The organism is Kribbella sp. NPDC003505, from assembly GCF_040610875.1.
Taxonomy (GTDB): domain Bacteria; phylum Actinomycetota; class Actinomycetes; order Propionibacteriales; family Kribbellaceae; genus Kribbella.
Map to the genome: position 1 here is coordinate 197310 of NZ_JBEXNA010000003.1, position 13095 is coordinate 210404.

Annotated in this window: 17 protein-coding genes; 13 read left to right on the forward strand and 4 right to left on the reverse strand. The window is 70.3% G+C overall.

The features are described from left to right. Positions 1-14: 14 nt before the first annotated feature. The 3 genes from ABZX12_RS09980 to ABZX12_RS09990 all read left to right on the forward strand — a co-directional run bounded on the left by ABZX12_RS09980 (position 15) and on the right by ABZX12_RS09990 (position 3466). On the forward strand, positions 15-1067 hold the full coding sequence (locus tag ABZX12_RS09980; protein ID WP_355691651.1) for a DUF2330 domain-containing protein: 1053 nt from the start codon (positions 15-17) through the stop codon (positions 1065-1067). Between the two features lie 20 nt (positions 1068-1087). After that, entirely contained in the window at positions 1088-1795 is a 708-nt protein-coding gene (locus ABZX12_RS09985; RefSeq protein ID WP_355691653.1) for an A24 family peptidase, read from the forward strand. A gap of 90 nt (positions 1796-1885) precedes the next feature. Then, positions 1886-3466, forward strand: coding sequence for an FAD-binding protein (locus ABZX12_RS09990; protein WP_355691655.1), 1581 nt, complete (start codon positions 1886-1888; stop codon positions 3464-3466). Here ABZX12_RS09990 and ABZX12_RS09995 read toward each other — a convergent pair. Then, the gene (locus ABZX12_RS09995; RefSeq protein WP_355691657.1) at positions 3451-4578 is read right to left on the reverse strand and encodes an ADP-ribosylglycohydrolase family protein; all 1128 of its coding nucleotides are present in this window, start codon (positions 4576-4578) and stop codon (positions 3451-3453) included. The two genes, ABZX12_RS09990 and ABZX12_RS09995, sit on opposite strands and share 16 nt — an antisense overlap. Positions 4579-4698: 120 nt before the next feature. Here ABZX12_RS09995 and ABZX12_RS10000 point away from each other — a divergent pair, with 120 nt between their 5' ends. From ABZX12_RS10000 to ABZX12_RS10030, 7 genes are read left to right on the forward strand one after another with little or no spacing between them, the layout of a single operon-like run. Continuing rightward, entirely contained in the window at positions 4699-4899 is a 201-nt protein-coding gene (locus ABZX12_RS10000; RefSeq protein ID WP_355691658.1) for a hypothetical protein, read from the forward strand. Positions 4900-4949: 50 nt separating this feature from the next. Further along, complete coding sequence (locus ABZX12_RS10005) at positions 4950-5216, forward strand: type II toxin-antitoxin system Phd/YefM family antitoxin (protein WP_355691660.1); 267 nt, start codon at positions 4950-4952, stop codon at positions 5214-5216. Next, positions 5213-5620, forward strand: coding sequence for a type II toxin-antitoxin system VapC family toxin (locus ABZX12_RS10010; RefSeq protein ID WP_355691661.1), 408 nt, complete (start codon positions 5213-5215; stop codon positions 5618-5620). Before ABZX12_RS10005 ends, ABZX12_RS10010 begins: the two co-directional genes overlap by 4 nt. 43 nt (positions 5621-5663) lie before the next feature. Next, positions 5664-6863 carry a chorismate synthase gene (gene aroC / locus ABZX12_RS10015; protein ID WP_355691663.1) on the forward strand — a complete coding sequence of 400 codons (1200 nt, stop codon included), beginning with the start codon at positions 5664-5666 and terminating at the stop codon, positions 6861-6863. Further along, a complete protein-coding gene (locus ABZX12_RS10020) occupies positions 6860-7360 on the forward strand; it encodes a shikimate kinase (RefSeq protein WP_355691664.1) in 501 nt (166 codons plus the stop codon). Before aroC ends, ABZX12_RS10020 begins: the two co-directional genes overlap by 4 nt. After that, positions 7357-8448: a 3-dehydroquinate synthase gene (gene aroB, locus ABZX12_RS10025; RefSeq protein WP_355691666.1), complete on the forward strand. Its 1092-nt coding sequence runs from the start codon at positions 7357-7359 to the stop codon at positions 8446-8448. Before ABZX12_RS10020 ends, aroB begins: the two co-directional genes overlap by 4 nt. 31 nt (positions 8449-8479) lie before the next feature. Further along, positions 8480-9565 (forward strand): Gfo/Idh/MocA family oxidoreductase, encoded by a 1086-nt coding sequence (locus ABZX12_RS10030; RefSeq protein ID WP_355691668.1) that lies wholly within the window; start codon positions 8480-8482, stop codon positions 9563-9565. On the opposite strand, the gene ABZX12_RS10035 is transcribed toward ABZX12_RS10030, so the two are convergent. Beyond that, the gene (locus tag ABZX12_RS10035; protein WP_355691670.1) at positions 9562-9693 is read right to left on the reverse strand and encodes a hypothetical protein; all 132 of its coding nucleotides are present in this window, start codon (positions 9691-9693) and stop codon (positions 9562-9564) included. The two genes, ABZX12_RS10030 and ABZX12_RS10035, sit on opposite strands and share 4 nt — an antisense overlap. An 86-nt stretch (positions 9694-9779) precedes the next feature. On the opposite strand from ABZX12_RS10035, the gene aroQ reads away from it, so the two are divergent. Continuing rightward, entirely contained in the window at positions 9780-10217 is a 438-nt protein-coding gene (gene aroQ / locus ABZX12_RS10040; RefSeq protein ID WP_355692836.1) for a type II 3-dehydroquinate dehydratase, read from the forward strand. Between the two features lie 74 nt (positions 10218-10291). Next, a complete protein-coding gene (locus ABZX12_RS10045) occupies positions 10292-10993 on the forward strand; it encodes a response regulator transcription factor (protein ID WP_355691672.1) in 702 nt (233 codons plus the stop codon). Here the strand turns inward: ABZX12_RS10045 and ABZX12_RS10050 are convergent. Continuing rightward, a complete protein-coding gene (locus tag ABZX12_RS10050; RefSeq protein ID WP_355691674.1) occupies positions 10990-11598 on the reverse strand; it encodes an NAD(P)H-binding protein in 609 nt (202 codons plus the stop codon). The genes ABZX12_RS10045 and ABZX12_RS10050 overlap by 4 nt on opposite strands. Positions 11599-11600: 2 nt before the next feature. After that, positions 11601-12509 carry an EamA family transporter gene (locus ABZX12_RS10055; RefSeq protein WP_355691675.1) on the reverse strand — a complete coding sequence of 303 codons (909 nt, stop codon included), beginning with the start codon at positions 12507-12509 and terminating at the stop codon, positions 11601-11603. Positions 12510-12584: 75 nt separating this feature from the next. Between ABZX12_RS10055 and ABZX12_RS10060 the strand changes: the two genes are divergently transcribed. After that, positions 12585-13082 (forward strand): MarR family transcriptional regulator, encoded by a 498-nt coding sequence (locus tag ABZX12_RS10060; protein WP_355691676.1) that lies wholly within the window; start codon positions 12585-12587, stop codon positions 13080-13082. Positions 13083-13095: the final 13 nt, after the last annotated feature.

Consider the following 13095-nt stretch of genomic DNA (forward strand, 5'->3'; position numbering starts at 1 on the left):
CTAGTGTTCGGCCCGTGAAGCTCTGGCGGGTGGTCGCGGGTGTGCTGGCTGTCGGGTTCGTCGCGGCCGGGGTGACTCCGGCCTGGGCGTGCGCCTGCGGCGGGTACCTGCCGGACGCGCAGTCGGCGGCCCGGGCGTACGGCGAGAACGCGCTCGTGCAGCACTCGGGCGGCACCGAGCAGATCACGCTCTCGATGGCGGTGCGCGGCGCGTCGAAGAAGGCGGCCTGGATCATGCCGGTCCCGGCGGCCGCGACGGTGGAACTCGGCGAGGACGACGACCTGTTCTACCGGCTCGACCAGGCGACCAGGCCGAAGCGCGTGGTGAAGAAGACGTACTGGCCGTTCCGTGATCTCGGGATCATGGGCAGCGGTCGCGGAGACTCGGCCGGTGCCCCCGCGCCCGGAGCCGGGGTGAGCGTCAAGGAGCAGATGCTGCTCGGGCCGTTCGCGGTCACCCGGCTGTCCGGGTCGAGCGGGGCGGCGGTCACGGACTGGCTGCGCACGAACGGGTACGTCGTCCCGGCGACCCTGGCCGCGAACCTCACGCCGTACCTGACCGAGAAGTGGGAGATTGTCGCGGTGAAGCTCGCGCCGAAGCGGGACGGCGAGAGCCTGTCCGGGCGGACGCCGCCGCTGCGGCTGACCTTCGCGTCGGACCGGATCGTGTACCCGATGCGGCTGAGCAAGGGCGCGACCACGACGCAGACGGTGACGGTGTACGTCGCGGCGGAGCACCGGGTGGACGCGACGAAGGTGCCGGACGCCGCGGTCACTCCTGAGCTGCTGTTCGCCGGCCGGGTCGAGATGGAGGCGCTGCCGAAGCCGGCCGACTTCCTGACCGCGTACACCGCGACATACCGCGAGCCGGGCCGGATCACCGACGACTTCACGTTCACCCGGGCCGCGAACGACGACGAGTACCAGCGGATCACCTACGTCACCCGCAACGAGGGGTTCTGGAGCACCGTCGCGGTGCTGTTCGGCTTCGTGCTGCTGCTCGGCATCGGCGCCGTGGTGCTCGCGCGGGTGCTGGCCCGGCGGGCGGCCGCGCGCGCCGGCCGGTAGATCGTCTAGGGTCGTCGATCGTGCCGGCTGACAACGCGTTGCTCGCTGCCGGGATCGGCGTGGTCGTCTGTGGTTCCGTGGCGGCCGTGCTCGGTCCCTGGCTGATGCGCCGCATTCCCGAGCCGGAGCTGGACGAGGGTGAGACGAAGGTGCCGTACGCGGCACTGGCCGGTCCGCGCGCGGCGTACTGGTGCGGCGGACTGGCTGCGGTCGCCGGCGGCTTGCTCGGCCTGTTCCTCGGTCTGGATGCGGTGCTGCCGACGTGGCTCGTGCTGGCGGTGGCGGGCGCGATCCTCGGCTACATCGACGCGCGGACGCGGTTCCTGCCGTCGGTGATCATCTGGCCGACGTACGCGGTCGTCGGCGCCGGACTCGTGGCCGCGGCGGCGGCGACGGGGGAGTGGGGATCGTTGCGCCGGGCAGCGATCGCGGGAGCGATCGGGTTCGCGGTGTTCTACGTGCTGTGGTTCGCGTTCCCGCGCGGTGTCGGGTTCGGCGACGTGCGGTTGTCGGGGCTGCTCGGGCTTGCGCTCGGCTGGCTCGGCTGGGGCGAGTTCGCATCCGGGTTGTACGGCGGGTTCTTCCTCGGCTCGATCGTCGGGATCGTGCTGATCGCGACCCGCGTGATGACCCGCAAACAGATGGTCCCGTTCGGGCCGTTCATGCTCGCCGGGGCGCTGGCCGGTGTGCTGCTGGGTGCGCCGCTGGAGCGGCTGTACGCCGGATAGCGGAGTACCGGACTCAGCCAGATGGTTGATGTGCGGACACCGCCTGCCTTCCTAGGGTCGAAGCATTCGAACTCTCGGGAGGGAAACTCAATGCCAGTCAGTCGTCGCGGTCTCCTGGCCGGAACCGCTGTCGCGGGTGCCGCGCTCGCCATCCCTGGTACGGCGTCGGCGGCGCCGGTCGTCGTGGGTGACACGATCGGTCCGGACGACGCGCGGTACCAGGACCTGGTGCTGCGCGGCCAGAACCGCCGGTTCGTCGCGAAACCCGACTACGCGCGGGTGATCAGGTCGACCGAGGACGCGGTCGCGGCCGTGCAGGAGGCGGTCCGGAGCGGGAAGCGGATCGCGGTGCGCGGTGGCGGGCACTGCTTCGAGGACTTCGTCGACAGCGGCGACGTCGAGGTGCTGCTCGACCTGTCGACGTCCGACGCCGTGACGTGGGACCCGCGGTACCGCGCCTTCTCGATCGGCGCGGGCGCGACGCTCGAGACCGTCTACAAGGCCCTCTTCTACGGCTGGGGTGTCACGGTGCCGGGCGGCGGGTGCCTGAGCGTCGGCGTCGGCGGCCATTTCGCCGGGGGCGGCTACGGACCGTTGTCCAGGAAGTACGGGTCGGTCGTCGACCATCTCTACGGGGTGGAGATCGTCGTCGTCGACGCTCGTGGACGGGCGCGGTCCGTCGTCGCCACGCGGGACAACGCGCACCGCGACCTGTGGTGGGCGCACACCGGTGGCGGCGGCGGGAACTTCGGCGTCGTCACCCGGTACCTGATGCGGACCGCCGGCGCGTCCGGCCGGTCACCGGCCGACTCGTTGCCCAAGGCACCGGCCGCGTTGCGGTCCAGCCTGCTGCTCTACGACTGGAAGACGATGACCCAGGCCGGGGTCCTGCGCACGGTGCGGAACTGGTTCACGTTCTTCGAGCAGCACAACACCCCCGACTCGCCGTATGCGACGCTCTACGCGCCGTTCATCCTGACGCACTCGTCGGCGGGCCAGTTCCTGCTGTCCACGCAGATCGACGCGGCCGCGCCGGACGCGGCCGGACTGATGAACGCGTTCAACGCCGCGATGGTCGCCGGCGTGGACCCGAAGCCGCAGGTGATCGATGTCGGCGAGGGAGCGTTCCTGCACACCACGATGGAGCGGTCGATCGCGGAGACGCCGTCACCCGGCCGCGGGAAGTACAAGGCCGGCTACCTGAAGAAGGGGTACACCGACGAGCAGATCCTCGCCATGTACCACGGGCTCACGGACACGACGTACAGCGGGCCGGAGTCCTCGGTGCTGCTGATCCCGTACGGCGGCAAGGTGAACACGGTGCCGTCCGGCGCGACCGCCGCCGCGCAGCGGGACGTGGTCGCCAAGATGGTGCTGAGCGCGTCGTGGTCCGCAGCGGCCGACGACGGCAAGCACATCGGGTGGGCGCGGAAGGTGTACGCCGACATCTACCGCGGCACGGGCGGCGTCCCGGTGCCGGACGCAATCAACGCCGGGTCGTACATCAACTACCCGGACGTGGACCTGGCGGATCCGGCGTACAACACGTCCGGGGTGCCGTGGCACGACCTGTACTACCTGGGGAACTACCTGCGGCTGCAGCAGATCAAGGCGAAGTGGGATCCGCGCAACGTGTTCCAGCACAAACTCTCGATTCAGCCGCCCGGGTAGCGGTTCGTCCACGCGGTGTACGGCCCGTAGTCGCCGTGCAGCCGCTTGCCTTGGGTGAACTCCAGCGCGAAGTCGTCGGCAATCTGGAGGATGACCGGACGTCCCTCGACGGTGAAGACGAGCTCGGCGGGCAGCGCCGTCTCGCCGTGGAGGGCACCGAGGATGTTCCCGCAGATCGCGCCGGTCGAGTCGCTGTCGCCCGAATGCGTGACGGCCAGCGCGAGTGCGTCGAGGAACTGCTCGGGCTCGGGGTAGGACAGGGCAGCGAAGACGGCGATCGCGAGCGCCTCCTCGGCGACCCACCCGCCACCGAGACGCTCGACCGTGACCGGTCCGGCCGGTGCTGTCGCCGCGAGGTGCCTGGCGAGCGCGAGCGCCGTGCTGGTCTCCTCGTGGCCCTCGTGCTGGACGAGGAGGCTGGTGGCGCGGGTGATCGCCTCGTCGAGGCTCGCTCCGGCGCACAGCTCGCGGATGATCACTGCCAGTGCGCCGGACGCGAGCTTGCCGGTCGGGTGGCCGTGCGTGTACCCGGCGGCGGTCGCGGCCGAGTCGAAGATCCAGTCGGCCGGGAAGTAGTCGGGCAGCAGCCCGAACGGCGCGACCCGCATGACGCCGCCGCAGCCTTTCGAGTCGTTGACGGCCTGGTCGCCGTACTGCGGGATGCGCGGCTCGCCCTTGCGGGCCTCGGTCAACGCGGTCAGGCAGGTGTTGCCCGGCGCGCGGCGGGCGTACAGCCACTGCTCGCCCAGCAGCCAGCCGTCGGGCTCGCCGGTCGGTCCCGGGAGATTCTGGGTGTCCAGCCACCGGTCGTACGCGTGCTGGACGACCGCCACGGTGAAGCCGAGCCCGCGGTCGGTCCGTACGCTCGCCCGGATCAGGCCTTCCATCGTGAACAGCGTCATCTGGGTGTCGTCGGTGATCGTGCCCGGCGGCCAGCCGGGCCCGCCGTCGACGAACGTCCGCACGCGGTCCGGGTGCTTCGCGACGATCGACCGACCGTCCTCGAACTCGACCGGTCCGCCGAGCGCATCCCCGATCGCACCGCCCAGCAGGCACCCACGCACCCGCGCCCGCCACGTCTCCTCAGCCCCTCGAGTCATGCCCTGCGTCATGCCAGGACCCTATAGAGGGGTGGTGCCAGCGCTACCCCAGGACGGGTTCCAGGGCCAGTTCGTGCGGCGCTTCTGGCTTCTACGGTCGTTGTATCAGCAGATCGTTCGAAGGAGCGCAGGATGACCACCGCATTCCGTCGTACCGCCGGGCGCCTGGCCGTGGCGGCCCTCGCCACAGCCGCCCTCACGGGCGCCGCGATCGCCGGCGGTCAGGCAGCGACGGCCAGCACCAGCTGCCAGGACTCCCCGATCGCCAAGACGTTCAACGCGGTCCTCGCGGTCCGCACCGGCCCGACCCAGGAGAACCAGGCCTGCGGCTGAGTTTGGAAAATTCTGTCCAGTCTGTCTAGACTGTTTCACGAGGTGATGGGATGACGGTTACGGCTGGACAGTGGCAACTGCAGGAAGCAAAACAGCACTTCAGTGAGCTGATTCGCGCGGTCCAGACCAGCGGTCCGCAGATCGTCACCAAGCACGGGCAGCAAGTCGCTGTGGTGCTCGACATCGTGGACTATCGGCGGATGATCGGGGTGGACCTGGTGGACGACTTCAAGAGTTTCCTGGCCTCGGCGCCAGAGGTGAGCGATCTGGAGATCGAGCGGTCGACGGAGCCAGTGCGGCAGGTGGACGTCGAATGAAGTTTCTGCTCGACACGAATGTCGTGTCGGAGCTGCGCAAGAAGTCCCCGAACTCGGGTGTGGTCGACTGGCTCAAGTCGGTCAGATCGGCCCAGCTGTATCTGAGCGTTCTCGTGGTCGGAGAGATCAAGCAGGGTGTCGAGCGGCTCGCGACCAGGGATCCGAAGCAGGCGGCTGCGCTCGACGACTGGCGGCAGCGACTCGTCAGTGGCTATTCGGACCGGATCGTCCCGGTGTCCCTGGAGGTCGCCGAGGCGTGGGGCCGGCTGAACGCGAGCGAACCGCTCCCGCTGGCCGACGGGTTGATGGCAGCAACCGCGCTCGTGCACGACTGGACCCTCGTCACTCGCAACACCAAAGATGTCGAGCGGACCGGCGCGCGGCTGCTCAATCCCTTCGGCTGAGACCGCTGTCCGGAGGGCGAGTGCGGCGTGGAAGAATTGCCGCATGCTGCGCTGGCTCACCGCCGGCGAGTCGCACGGACAAGCGCTCGTCGCCGTACTCGAAGGTCTTCCCGCAGGCGTTGAGGTCACCACGGACGACGTGGCCGACGCCCTGGCTCGTCGTCGGCTGGGCTACGGCCGCGGCGCCCGGATGAAGTTCGAGCGGGACGAGGTGACGTTCGTCGGCGGGTTCCGGCACGGGCTGACGCTCGGCAGCCCGGTCGCGATCCAGGTCGGGAACACCGAGTGGCCCAAGTGGCAGCAGGTGATGAGCGCCGACCCGGTGGACGCCGAGACGCTCGAGGGCCTGGCCCGGAACGCGCCGCTGACCCGGCCGCGGCCCGGTCACGCCGACCTGGCCGGCATGCAGAAGTACGGGTTCGACGAGGCCCGCCCGGTGCTCGAGCGGGCCAGTGCCCGCGAGACCGCGGCCCGGGTCGCGCTGGGCGAGGTCGCGGCCCGCTTCCTCCGCCAGGCGTACGGCGTGACGATCGTCAGTCACGTCGTCGAGCTCGGCACCGTGAAGGCGCCGTACGGCGTGATCCCGGCGTACTCCGACGTCGCCAGGCTGGACGCGGACCCGGTGCGCTGCCTGGACCCGGACGCGAGCAAGCAGATGGTCGCGGAGATCGACGCCGCACAGAAGGCCGGCGACACGCTCGGCGGCGTCGTCGAGGTCGTCGTCGACGGGCTGCCGCCTGGCCTCGGCAGCTACGTGCACTGGGACCGCCGCCTCGACTCCAAGCTGGCCGGTGCGCTGATGGGCATCCAGGCGATCAAGGGCGTCGAGCTCGGCGACGGCTTCGAGCTGGCCCGGACGCCGGGTTCCCAGGCGCACGACGAGATCGTCGCCGAGGGCGGTGAGGTACGGCGGACCAGCGGCCGCTCGGGCGGTACCGAGGGCGGCATGAGCACCGGTGAGACGCTCCGGGTGCGGGCCGCGATGAAGCCGATCGCGACCGTTCCGCGGGCGCTGCGCACGATCGACACCGCCACCGGCGAGGCTGCCGCGGCGCACCACCAGCGCTCGGACGTCTGCGCCGTGCCGGCGGCCGGCATCGTCGCCGAGGCGATGGTCGCGCTGGTGCTGGCCGAGGTGTCGCTGGAGAAGTTCGGCGGCGACTCGGTCGCGGAGACCGCGCGCAACCACCAGTCCTACCTCGCGAACCTGCCGGCCACGATCACCCCGCGGGAGTGGGAGTGAGCCCCGTCGTCGTCCTGGTCGGCCCGCCCGGCTCGGGCAAGTCCACGATCGCGGCCCTGCTGGCCGGGCGGCTGGAAGCCACGCATCGCGACACCGACACCGACGTCGAAGCCGGCGCGGGCAAGCCGATCTCGGAGATCTTCGTCGACGAGGGCGAACCGCATTTCCGCGCGCTGGAGCGGGCCGCGATCGTCGCCGCACTGCAGAACGACGGCGAGGTGCTGTCGCTCGGCGGCGGCGCGATCCTGGACCCCGCGACCCGGGCGGACCTGGCCGGGCACACCGTGGTCTTCCTCGACGTCAGCCTCGGCGAGGCGTCCAAGCGCGTCGGGCTGAGCGTCGCCCGCCCGCTCCTGCTCGGCAACGTTCGCACCCAGCTGCGCAACCTGATGGAAGCCCGGCGGCCGTTGTACGCCGAGGTCGCCAAGCTGACCGTGATGACGGACGGCAAGACCCCGGACCAGATCGCCGACGAGATCCTGGGGCAGCTCCCGTGAGCGCGCGGATCCGCGTCCAGGCGGCCGCCCCGTACGACGTCGTGATCGGCAACAACCTGCTCGGCGAACTGCCCGGCCTGCTGGGCGAGGGCGTGCAGCGGGTGGCGGTGATCCACCCGCGCGCACTGCGCGAGACCGGCGACGCGATCCGCGACGACCTGACCGGGTCGGGCTTCACCGCGCACGCGATCGAGATCCCGGACGCCGAGGAGGCCAAGACCGCCGAGGTGCTGGCGTACTGCTGGTCGGTCCTCGGCCAGGCCGGCTTCACCCGGTCGGACGCGATCGTGAGCGTCGGCGGCGGGACGACGACCGACCTCGCCGGTTTCGTCGCGGCCACCTGGCTGCGCGGCGTCAAGGTCGTGCACATCCCGACCACCCTGCTCGGCATGGTCGACGCGGCGGTCGGCGGCAAGACCGGGATCAACACCGCCGAGGGCAAGAACCTGGTCGGCGCGTTCTGGGAGCCGGCCGGGGTGCTGTGCGACCTGGCCGCGCTGGAGACGCTGCCGGTCAACGACTACGTCAGCGGGCTCGCCGAGGTCGTGAAGTGCGGCTTCATCGCCGACCCGGTGATCCTCGACCTGGTCGAGAAGGACCCGTCCGGCGCGACGAGTCCGTCGTACACCGCGACCGAGGAGCTGATCGCCCGGTCGATCCAGGTCAAGGCCGACACGGTGGGGGCGGATCTCCGCGAGCGGACGACGACGGCCGGCGGCCGGATCGGGCGCGAGGCGCTGAACTACGGGCATACGCTCGGCCACGCGATCGAGCGCGTCGAGCGGTACAAGTGGCGCCACGGCGCCGCGATCAGCATCGGCATGGTGTTCGTCGCCGAGCTGGCCCGTGCGGCCGGCCGGCTCGACGACGCGACCGCCGACCGGCACCGCGCCGTCCTGGAGTCGCTCGGCCTCCCGGTCAGCTACCGCGCCGACGCCTGGCCGCATCTGCAGGACGCGATGAAGCTCGACAAGAAGACCCGCGCCGACCGGCTCCGCTTCGTCGTCCTCGACGCGCTGGCGAAGCCGACCATCCTCGAGGCTCCCGACCCGAGCCTTCTGGTCGCGGCGTACGGCGAGATCAGTTAGGGTTCTGGAAACGCCTCGGAAAGGGCTTTCCATGATTGACCGCAAGCACCGGATCGCGATCGTCGGGACCGGTGGGATCGCCGGGTCGCACGCTCGAGCCGTCGCCGCGCTTCCGGCCCGGGCCGAGCTGGTCGCGGCCGTCGACGTCGATCCGGACCAGGCGAAGGAGTTCGCCGCCCAGTGGAACATCCCGGCGACCTACCCGAGCCTGACCGATCTGCTCGCGGCCGAGCAAGTCGACCTGGTCCACCTGTGTACCCCGCCGAACTCGCACGTCCCGCTGGCTGCCGAGTGCCTCGCTGCGGATGTCGACGTGTACCTGGAGAAGCCGCCGACGCTGTCGCTGGACGAGTTCGACGCGCTGGCGGCGGCGGAGGAGAAGTCCGCGGCGCAGGTCGCGTGCGTGTTCCAGCACCGGTTCGGATCCGGCGCGGTCCGGCTGCGCGAACTGCTCGCCGACGGTGTCCTCGGCCGTCCCTTGGTTGCCCTGTGCAACACCGTCTGGTACCGCGACGACGCGTACTTCGCGGTGCCGTGGCGCGGCACGTTCGACGTCGAGGGCGGCGGCCCGACGATGGGGCACGGCATCCACCAGTACGACCTGCTGCTGTCGGTCCTCGGCCCGTGGGAGAAGGTGACCGCGCTCGCCGCCCGGCAGGCACGACCGACGCAGACCGAGGACGTATCGATGGCACTCGTGACGTTCGAGAACGGTGCGGTCGCGTCGATCGTGAACTCGCTGGTGTCCGCCCGGCAGACGTCGCAGCTGCGGTTCGACTGCGAGAACGCGACCGTCGAGCTGGAGCACCTGTACGGGTACGAGAACCCGGACTGGACGATCACGCCGGCGCCGGGTCACGAGGCCGTCGCGGACGCCTGGTCGGCCGATCTGCCCGACGTCGCGAGCGGTCACACCGCGCAGCTCGCCGCGATCCTCGACGCCAAGGCCGCGGGGGAGCCGACGCCGGTGACGCTGGCGGAGGCGCGCAACACGCTCGAACTCGCAGCGGCCATCTACGCATCCGCGTTCACCGACAAGCCGATCCGTCGCGATGACCTCGGCCACGGTACGCCGTACGCGCACCGCATGGGCGGCCCCGGCGCACCCTGGACCTAAAGCTCAGGAGGCAGATCCCGGCTGTGCAGGATGTCCAGCCGGGACACGGCCCGGGTGACGACGACGTACAGCCGGTTGAGACCGTGCGCCTCCGCCGCGACGATGTCGGCCGGCTCGACGACGATCACCTGGTCGCACTCGAGTCACTTCACGAGGCTTGCCGGGCCGAAACCGCCTTCGGCGGGCTGCCGCTAGGGTGAGTGCTGTGACGGATGTGAGCAGGCGGGTGCTGGTACTGAACGGGCCGAACCTCGGGCGGCTGGGGTCGCGGGAGCCGGAGAAGTACGGTACGACGACCTTCGCCGAGCTGGTCGGGGTGTGCGAGAAGACCGGCGTCGAGCTCGGGCTCGAGGTCGAGGTGCGGCAGACCGACGACGAGGCCGAACTGGTCGGCTGGCTGCACGAGGCGGCCGACGGCCGGACACCGGTCGTCCTCAATCCGGCCGCGTTCACCCACTACTCGTACTCGCTGCGGGACGCGATCGCGCAGCGGACCGCTCCGCTGATCGAGATCCACCTGACCAACCCCGCCACCCGCGAGGACTTCCGGCACACCAGCGTCGTCGCCGGGGTCGCCACCGGCACCATCGCCGGCTTCGGCCTCGACTCCTACCGTCTCGCCCTCCGCGCGCTCACCACGCTCGATTCGTAACCGATCTGCCCTTTCGGGCATCAGGTAGGTGTGGGCAGCACGATCGGGAGGGCAACGACGACTTGGGGGTTCGTATGACACAACACCACGGGCAACATCCCGGGCACCTCCGTGGGGAGAACCGGATTCCGGTCTGGGTGAAGGCGCTCGACCCGCTCTCGCAGTTCGGGCTGGTGCACACGCTGCGGCAGCGCCCGGAGATCAACCTGATCGGCGACGCCGATCTGCCGGCTCTCTTGCCGGCGCCGGCCGGACAGCGCACCGCTCCGCCAGTGGTCGCGCTGGTCGCCGTCGACGCGCTGGACGCCGGCGCCGTGCAGGTACTGCGGTCGGTGACGCAGCGGGGCTTCCGCCGGACCGTGCTGATCGGCAGCTCGATCGACGACGAGGCGCTGATGATCGCGGTCGAGCAGGGGGTCTCCGGCGTACTGCGACGTACCGAGGCGACCGCCGACCGCATAATGCATCTGGTGCAGGCTGCCGCCGCGGGTGACGGCAGCCTGCCATCGGACCTGCTGGGACGATTGCTCGGTCAGGTGTCGCGCATACAGCGGCAGGTGCCGGCGCCGCGCGGGCTGACCCGCACCGGTCTGTCCGACCGGGAGACGCAAGTACTGCGACTCGTTGCGGACGGCAAGGACACGCAGGAGATCGCGCGCGAGCTGTCCTACTCGGAGCGCACGGTCAAGAACGTCCTGCACGACGTCACCAGCCGCCTGCAACTCAGAAACCGCTCCCACGCCGTCGCGTACGCACTGCGCGAAGGCTTGATCTAGTAGCCAACCGTGAAGCGCTGTCTGATGTGCTGAGCCTGCTCCGCCTCGTCGACCAGCGCGACGGCGAAGTCCTCGACCGAGATGGAGGACTCGCCGGCCGCATCGGTCACGAGGTGGTCGTAGCCCTTGCGGTACCGCCCGGTGCGCGTACCAGGCTCCAGCAGGGCCGGCGGACTCACATACGTCCAGTCCAACGCCTCAGCTGACCGCACCAGCGCGTATTGCGCGGCGCATGCCCGGGCGATCGGCAACAGCGCTGCCGGGAATTCCGGGGACTCCATGAGCGTCAGCTCGCTCCCCGGCACGATCAGGCTTGCTGCACCGCCTACCAGAACCAGCCGCACGCCACTGCCGCGCAGTCCGATCAGCAGGGACTTGGCCGTGTCCACGAGCTCACCTTCCCTCCCGTCCTGCGGCCGGGTCGCGCTGATGACGACGTCGTGCCCAGCACTCAAGCGCGCCACGTCCTCCGGGTTGGATGCATCACCGCGCAGGTGATCCGGGCCGGACCGGCTGACGCTGGTGACGCTGTGACCGCGGGCGGTTGCCTCGGCGACAACCCGGCTTCCGACAGAGCCCGTCGCTCCCCACACGAGGATCCGCATTCTCAGCACCCCTCTCCGGCCGGGACGAGGACCCGTGTCTCGACGACCGGCTTCTTCGGTGTGCGGCGGATCTGTGCGGTGACCAGCGCCGCGAGCACGATCAGACCGCCGACGGCCTGCGGCGCGGTGAGGTGCTGAGCGAGGACCAGCCAGCCGACGGTCGTGGCGACTACCGGGCTGAGTAGGCCGAGGAACGTGACCTCGGTCGGGACGAGTTCCCGGAGTCCGCGGAACCACAGCGCATACGCGACCGCCGAACCGAACAGTGCCAGGTACGAGTAGCCGGCAAGGTTCCGCAGCGTGAAGGACGGGAGCGCGCCTTCGACCAGGAAGGTCAATGGCAGCAGCACCAGCCCACCGGCGACCAGTTGCCACCCGGTTGTGGCCAGCAGGGGAGCGGGTGATGTCCAGCGCTTGCTCAATACGACGCCGAACGCCATGACGACCGCACCGCCGGCAGCCGCGAGCACGCCCCAGGTGTCGAGTCGTGCCGTCGCGCGGAGCACCAGCAGGCCGACTCCGAACACGCCTGCGATCGCAGTGAGGACCGTGCGCAAGGAGAGGCGCTGCCGGAGCAGGCCCGCGGACAGCAGCGCGACCAGCAGCGGCTGGATCGCTCCGACCGTCGCCGCCACACCACCCGGCAGCCGATACGCGCCGACGAACAGCAGGGCGTTGAAGGCGCCGATGTTGAGCGTGCCCAGGACGAGTGAGCGCCACCACCAGTTGCCGCGCGGCAGGACCCGGGTGATCGCGACGAGCAGGAGCCCGGCCGGTAACGCGCGCAGCAGCGCGGCCAGCAGTGGGCGATGCGGCGGGAGGAACTCGGTGGTGACCACGTAGGTGGTGCCCCAGAGCATCGGCGCGATCGCCGTGGTCAGCAGTAGGAAGAATCGTCGATTGCTTAGCACTAAGATAAAGTATCTCAGTGCTAAGTAACTTTCAAGTCTCTCATCGCTAAGCAATCTTGGCGGTAGGCTGGCCCCATGGCAGATCACGTCGACCTGGTGCTCGAGCAGTGGCGTGCGCGGCGGCCCGACCTGGACCCGTCGCCGATGGGCATCATCGGGCGGATGAGCCGGCTCAGCGCGCTGTTCGATGCCGAGCTGCGGCGGAACTTCGCGAAGCACGACCTGGACCGTGCGTCGTTCGACGTCCTGGCGACCCTGCGGCGCAGCAACGCCGAGCACAGCCTGACGCCGGCCGGTCTGATGCACTCGTCGATGGTCACGTCCGGGGCGATCAGTCAGCGGCTGGACCGGCTGGAGTCCCGCGGCCTCGTCACCCGGGCGCCGAGCGAGACCGACCGCCGCGGCGTCCTGGTCACCCTGACGCCCGAGGGCCTCGAGCTGATCGACAAGGTGCTGCCGACCCACATCGACACCGAGTCGCAGTTGCTCGCGGGCCTCTCGCAGACCGAGCGCGATCAGCTGGCAGACCTGCTGCGCGCACTGCTCGAGTCGCTCGGCGACCGGCGCGACTGACCGGCGTCCCGCG

Coding starts and splice junctions, on each gene's coding strand:
- ABZX12_RS09990 (WP_355691655.1), top strand. CDS start 1,886: ATGCCAGTCAGTCGTCGCGGTCTCCTGGCCGGAACCGCTGTCGCGGGT.
- ABZX12_RS09995 (WP_355691657.1), bottom strand. CDS start 4,578: ATGACGCAGGGCATGACTCGAGGGGCTGAGGAGACGTGGCGGGCGCGG.
- ABZX12_RS10000 (WP_355691658.1), top strand. CDS start 4,699: ATGACCACCGCATTCCGTCGTACCGCCGGGCGCCTGGCCGTGGCGGCC.
- ABZX12_RS10005 (WP_355691660.1), top strand. CDS start 4,950: ATGACGGTTACGGCTGGACAGTGGCAACTGCAGGAAGCAAAACAGCAC.
- ABZX12_RS10010 (WP_355691661.1), top strand. CDS start 5,213: ATGAAGTTTCTGCTCGACACGAATGTCGTGTCGGAGCTGCGCAAGAAG.
- aroC (WP_355691663.1), top strand. CDS start 5,664: ATGCTGCGCTGGCTCACCGCCGGCGAGTCGCACGGACAAGCGCTCGTC.
- ABZX12_RS10030 (WP_355691668.1), top strand. CDS start 8,480: ATGATTGACCGCAAGCACCGGATCGCGATCGTCGGGACCGGTGGGATC.
- ABZX12_RS10045 (WP_355691672.1), top strand. CDS start 10,292: ATGACACAACACCACGGGCAACATCCCGGGCACCTCCGTGGGGAGAAC.
- ABZX12_RS10050 (WP_355691674.1), bottom strand. CDS start 11,598: ATGCGGATCCTCGTGTGGGGAGCGACGGGCTCTGTCGGAAGCCGGGTT.
- ABZX12_RS10060 (WP_355691676.1), top strand. CDS start 12,585: ATGGCAGATCACGTCGACCTGGTGCTCGAGCAGTGGCGTGCGCGGCGG.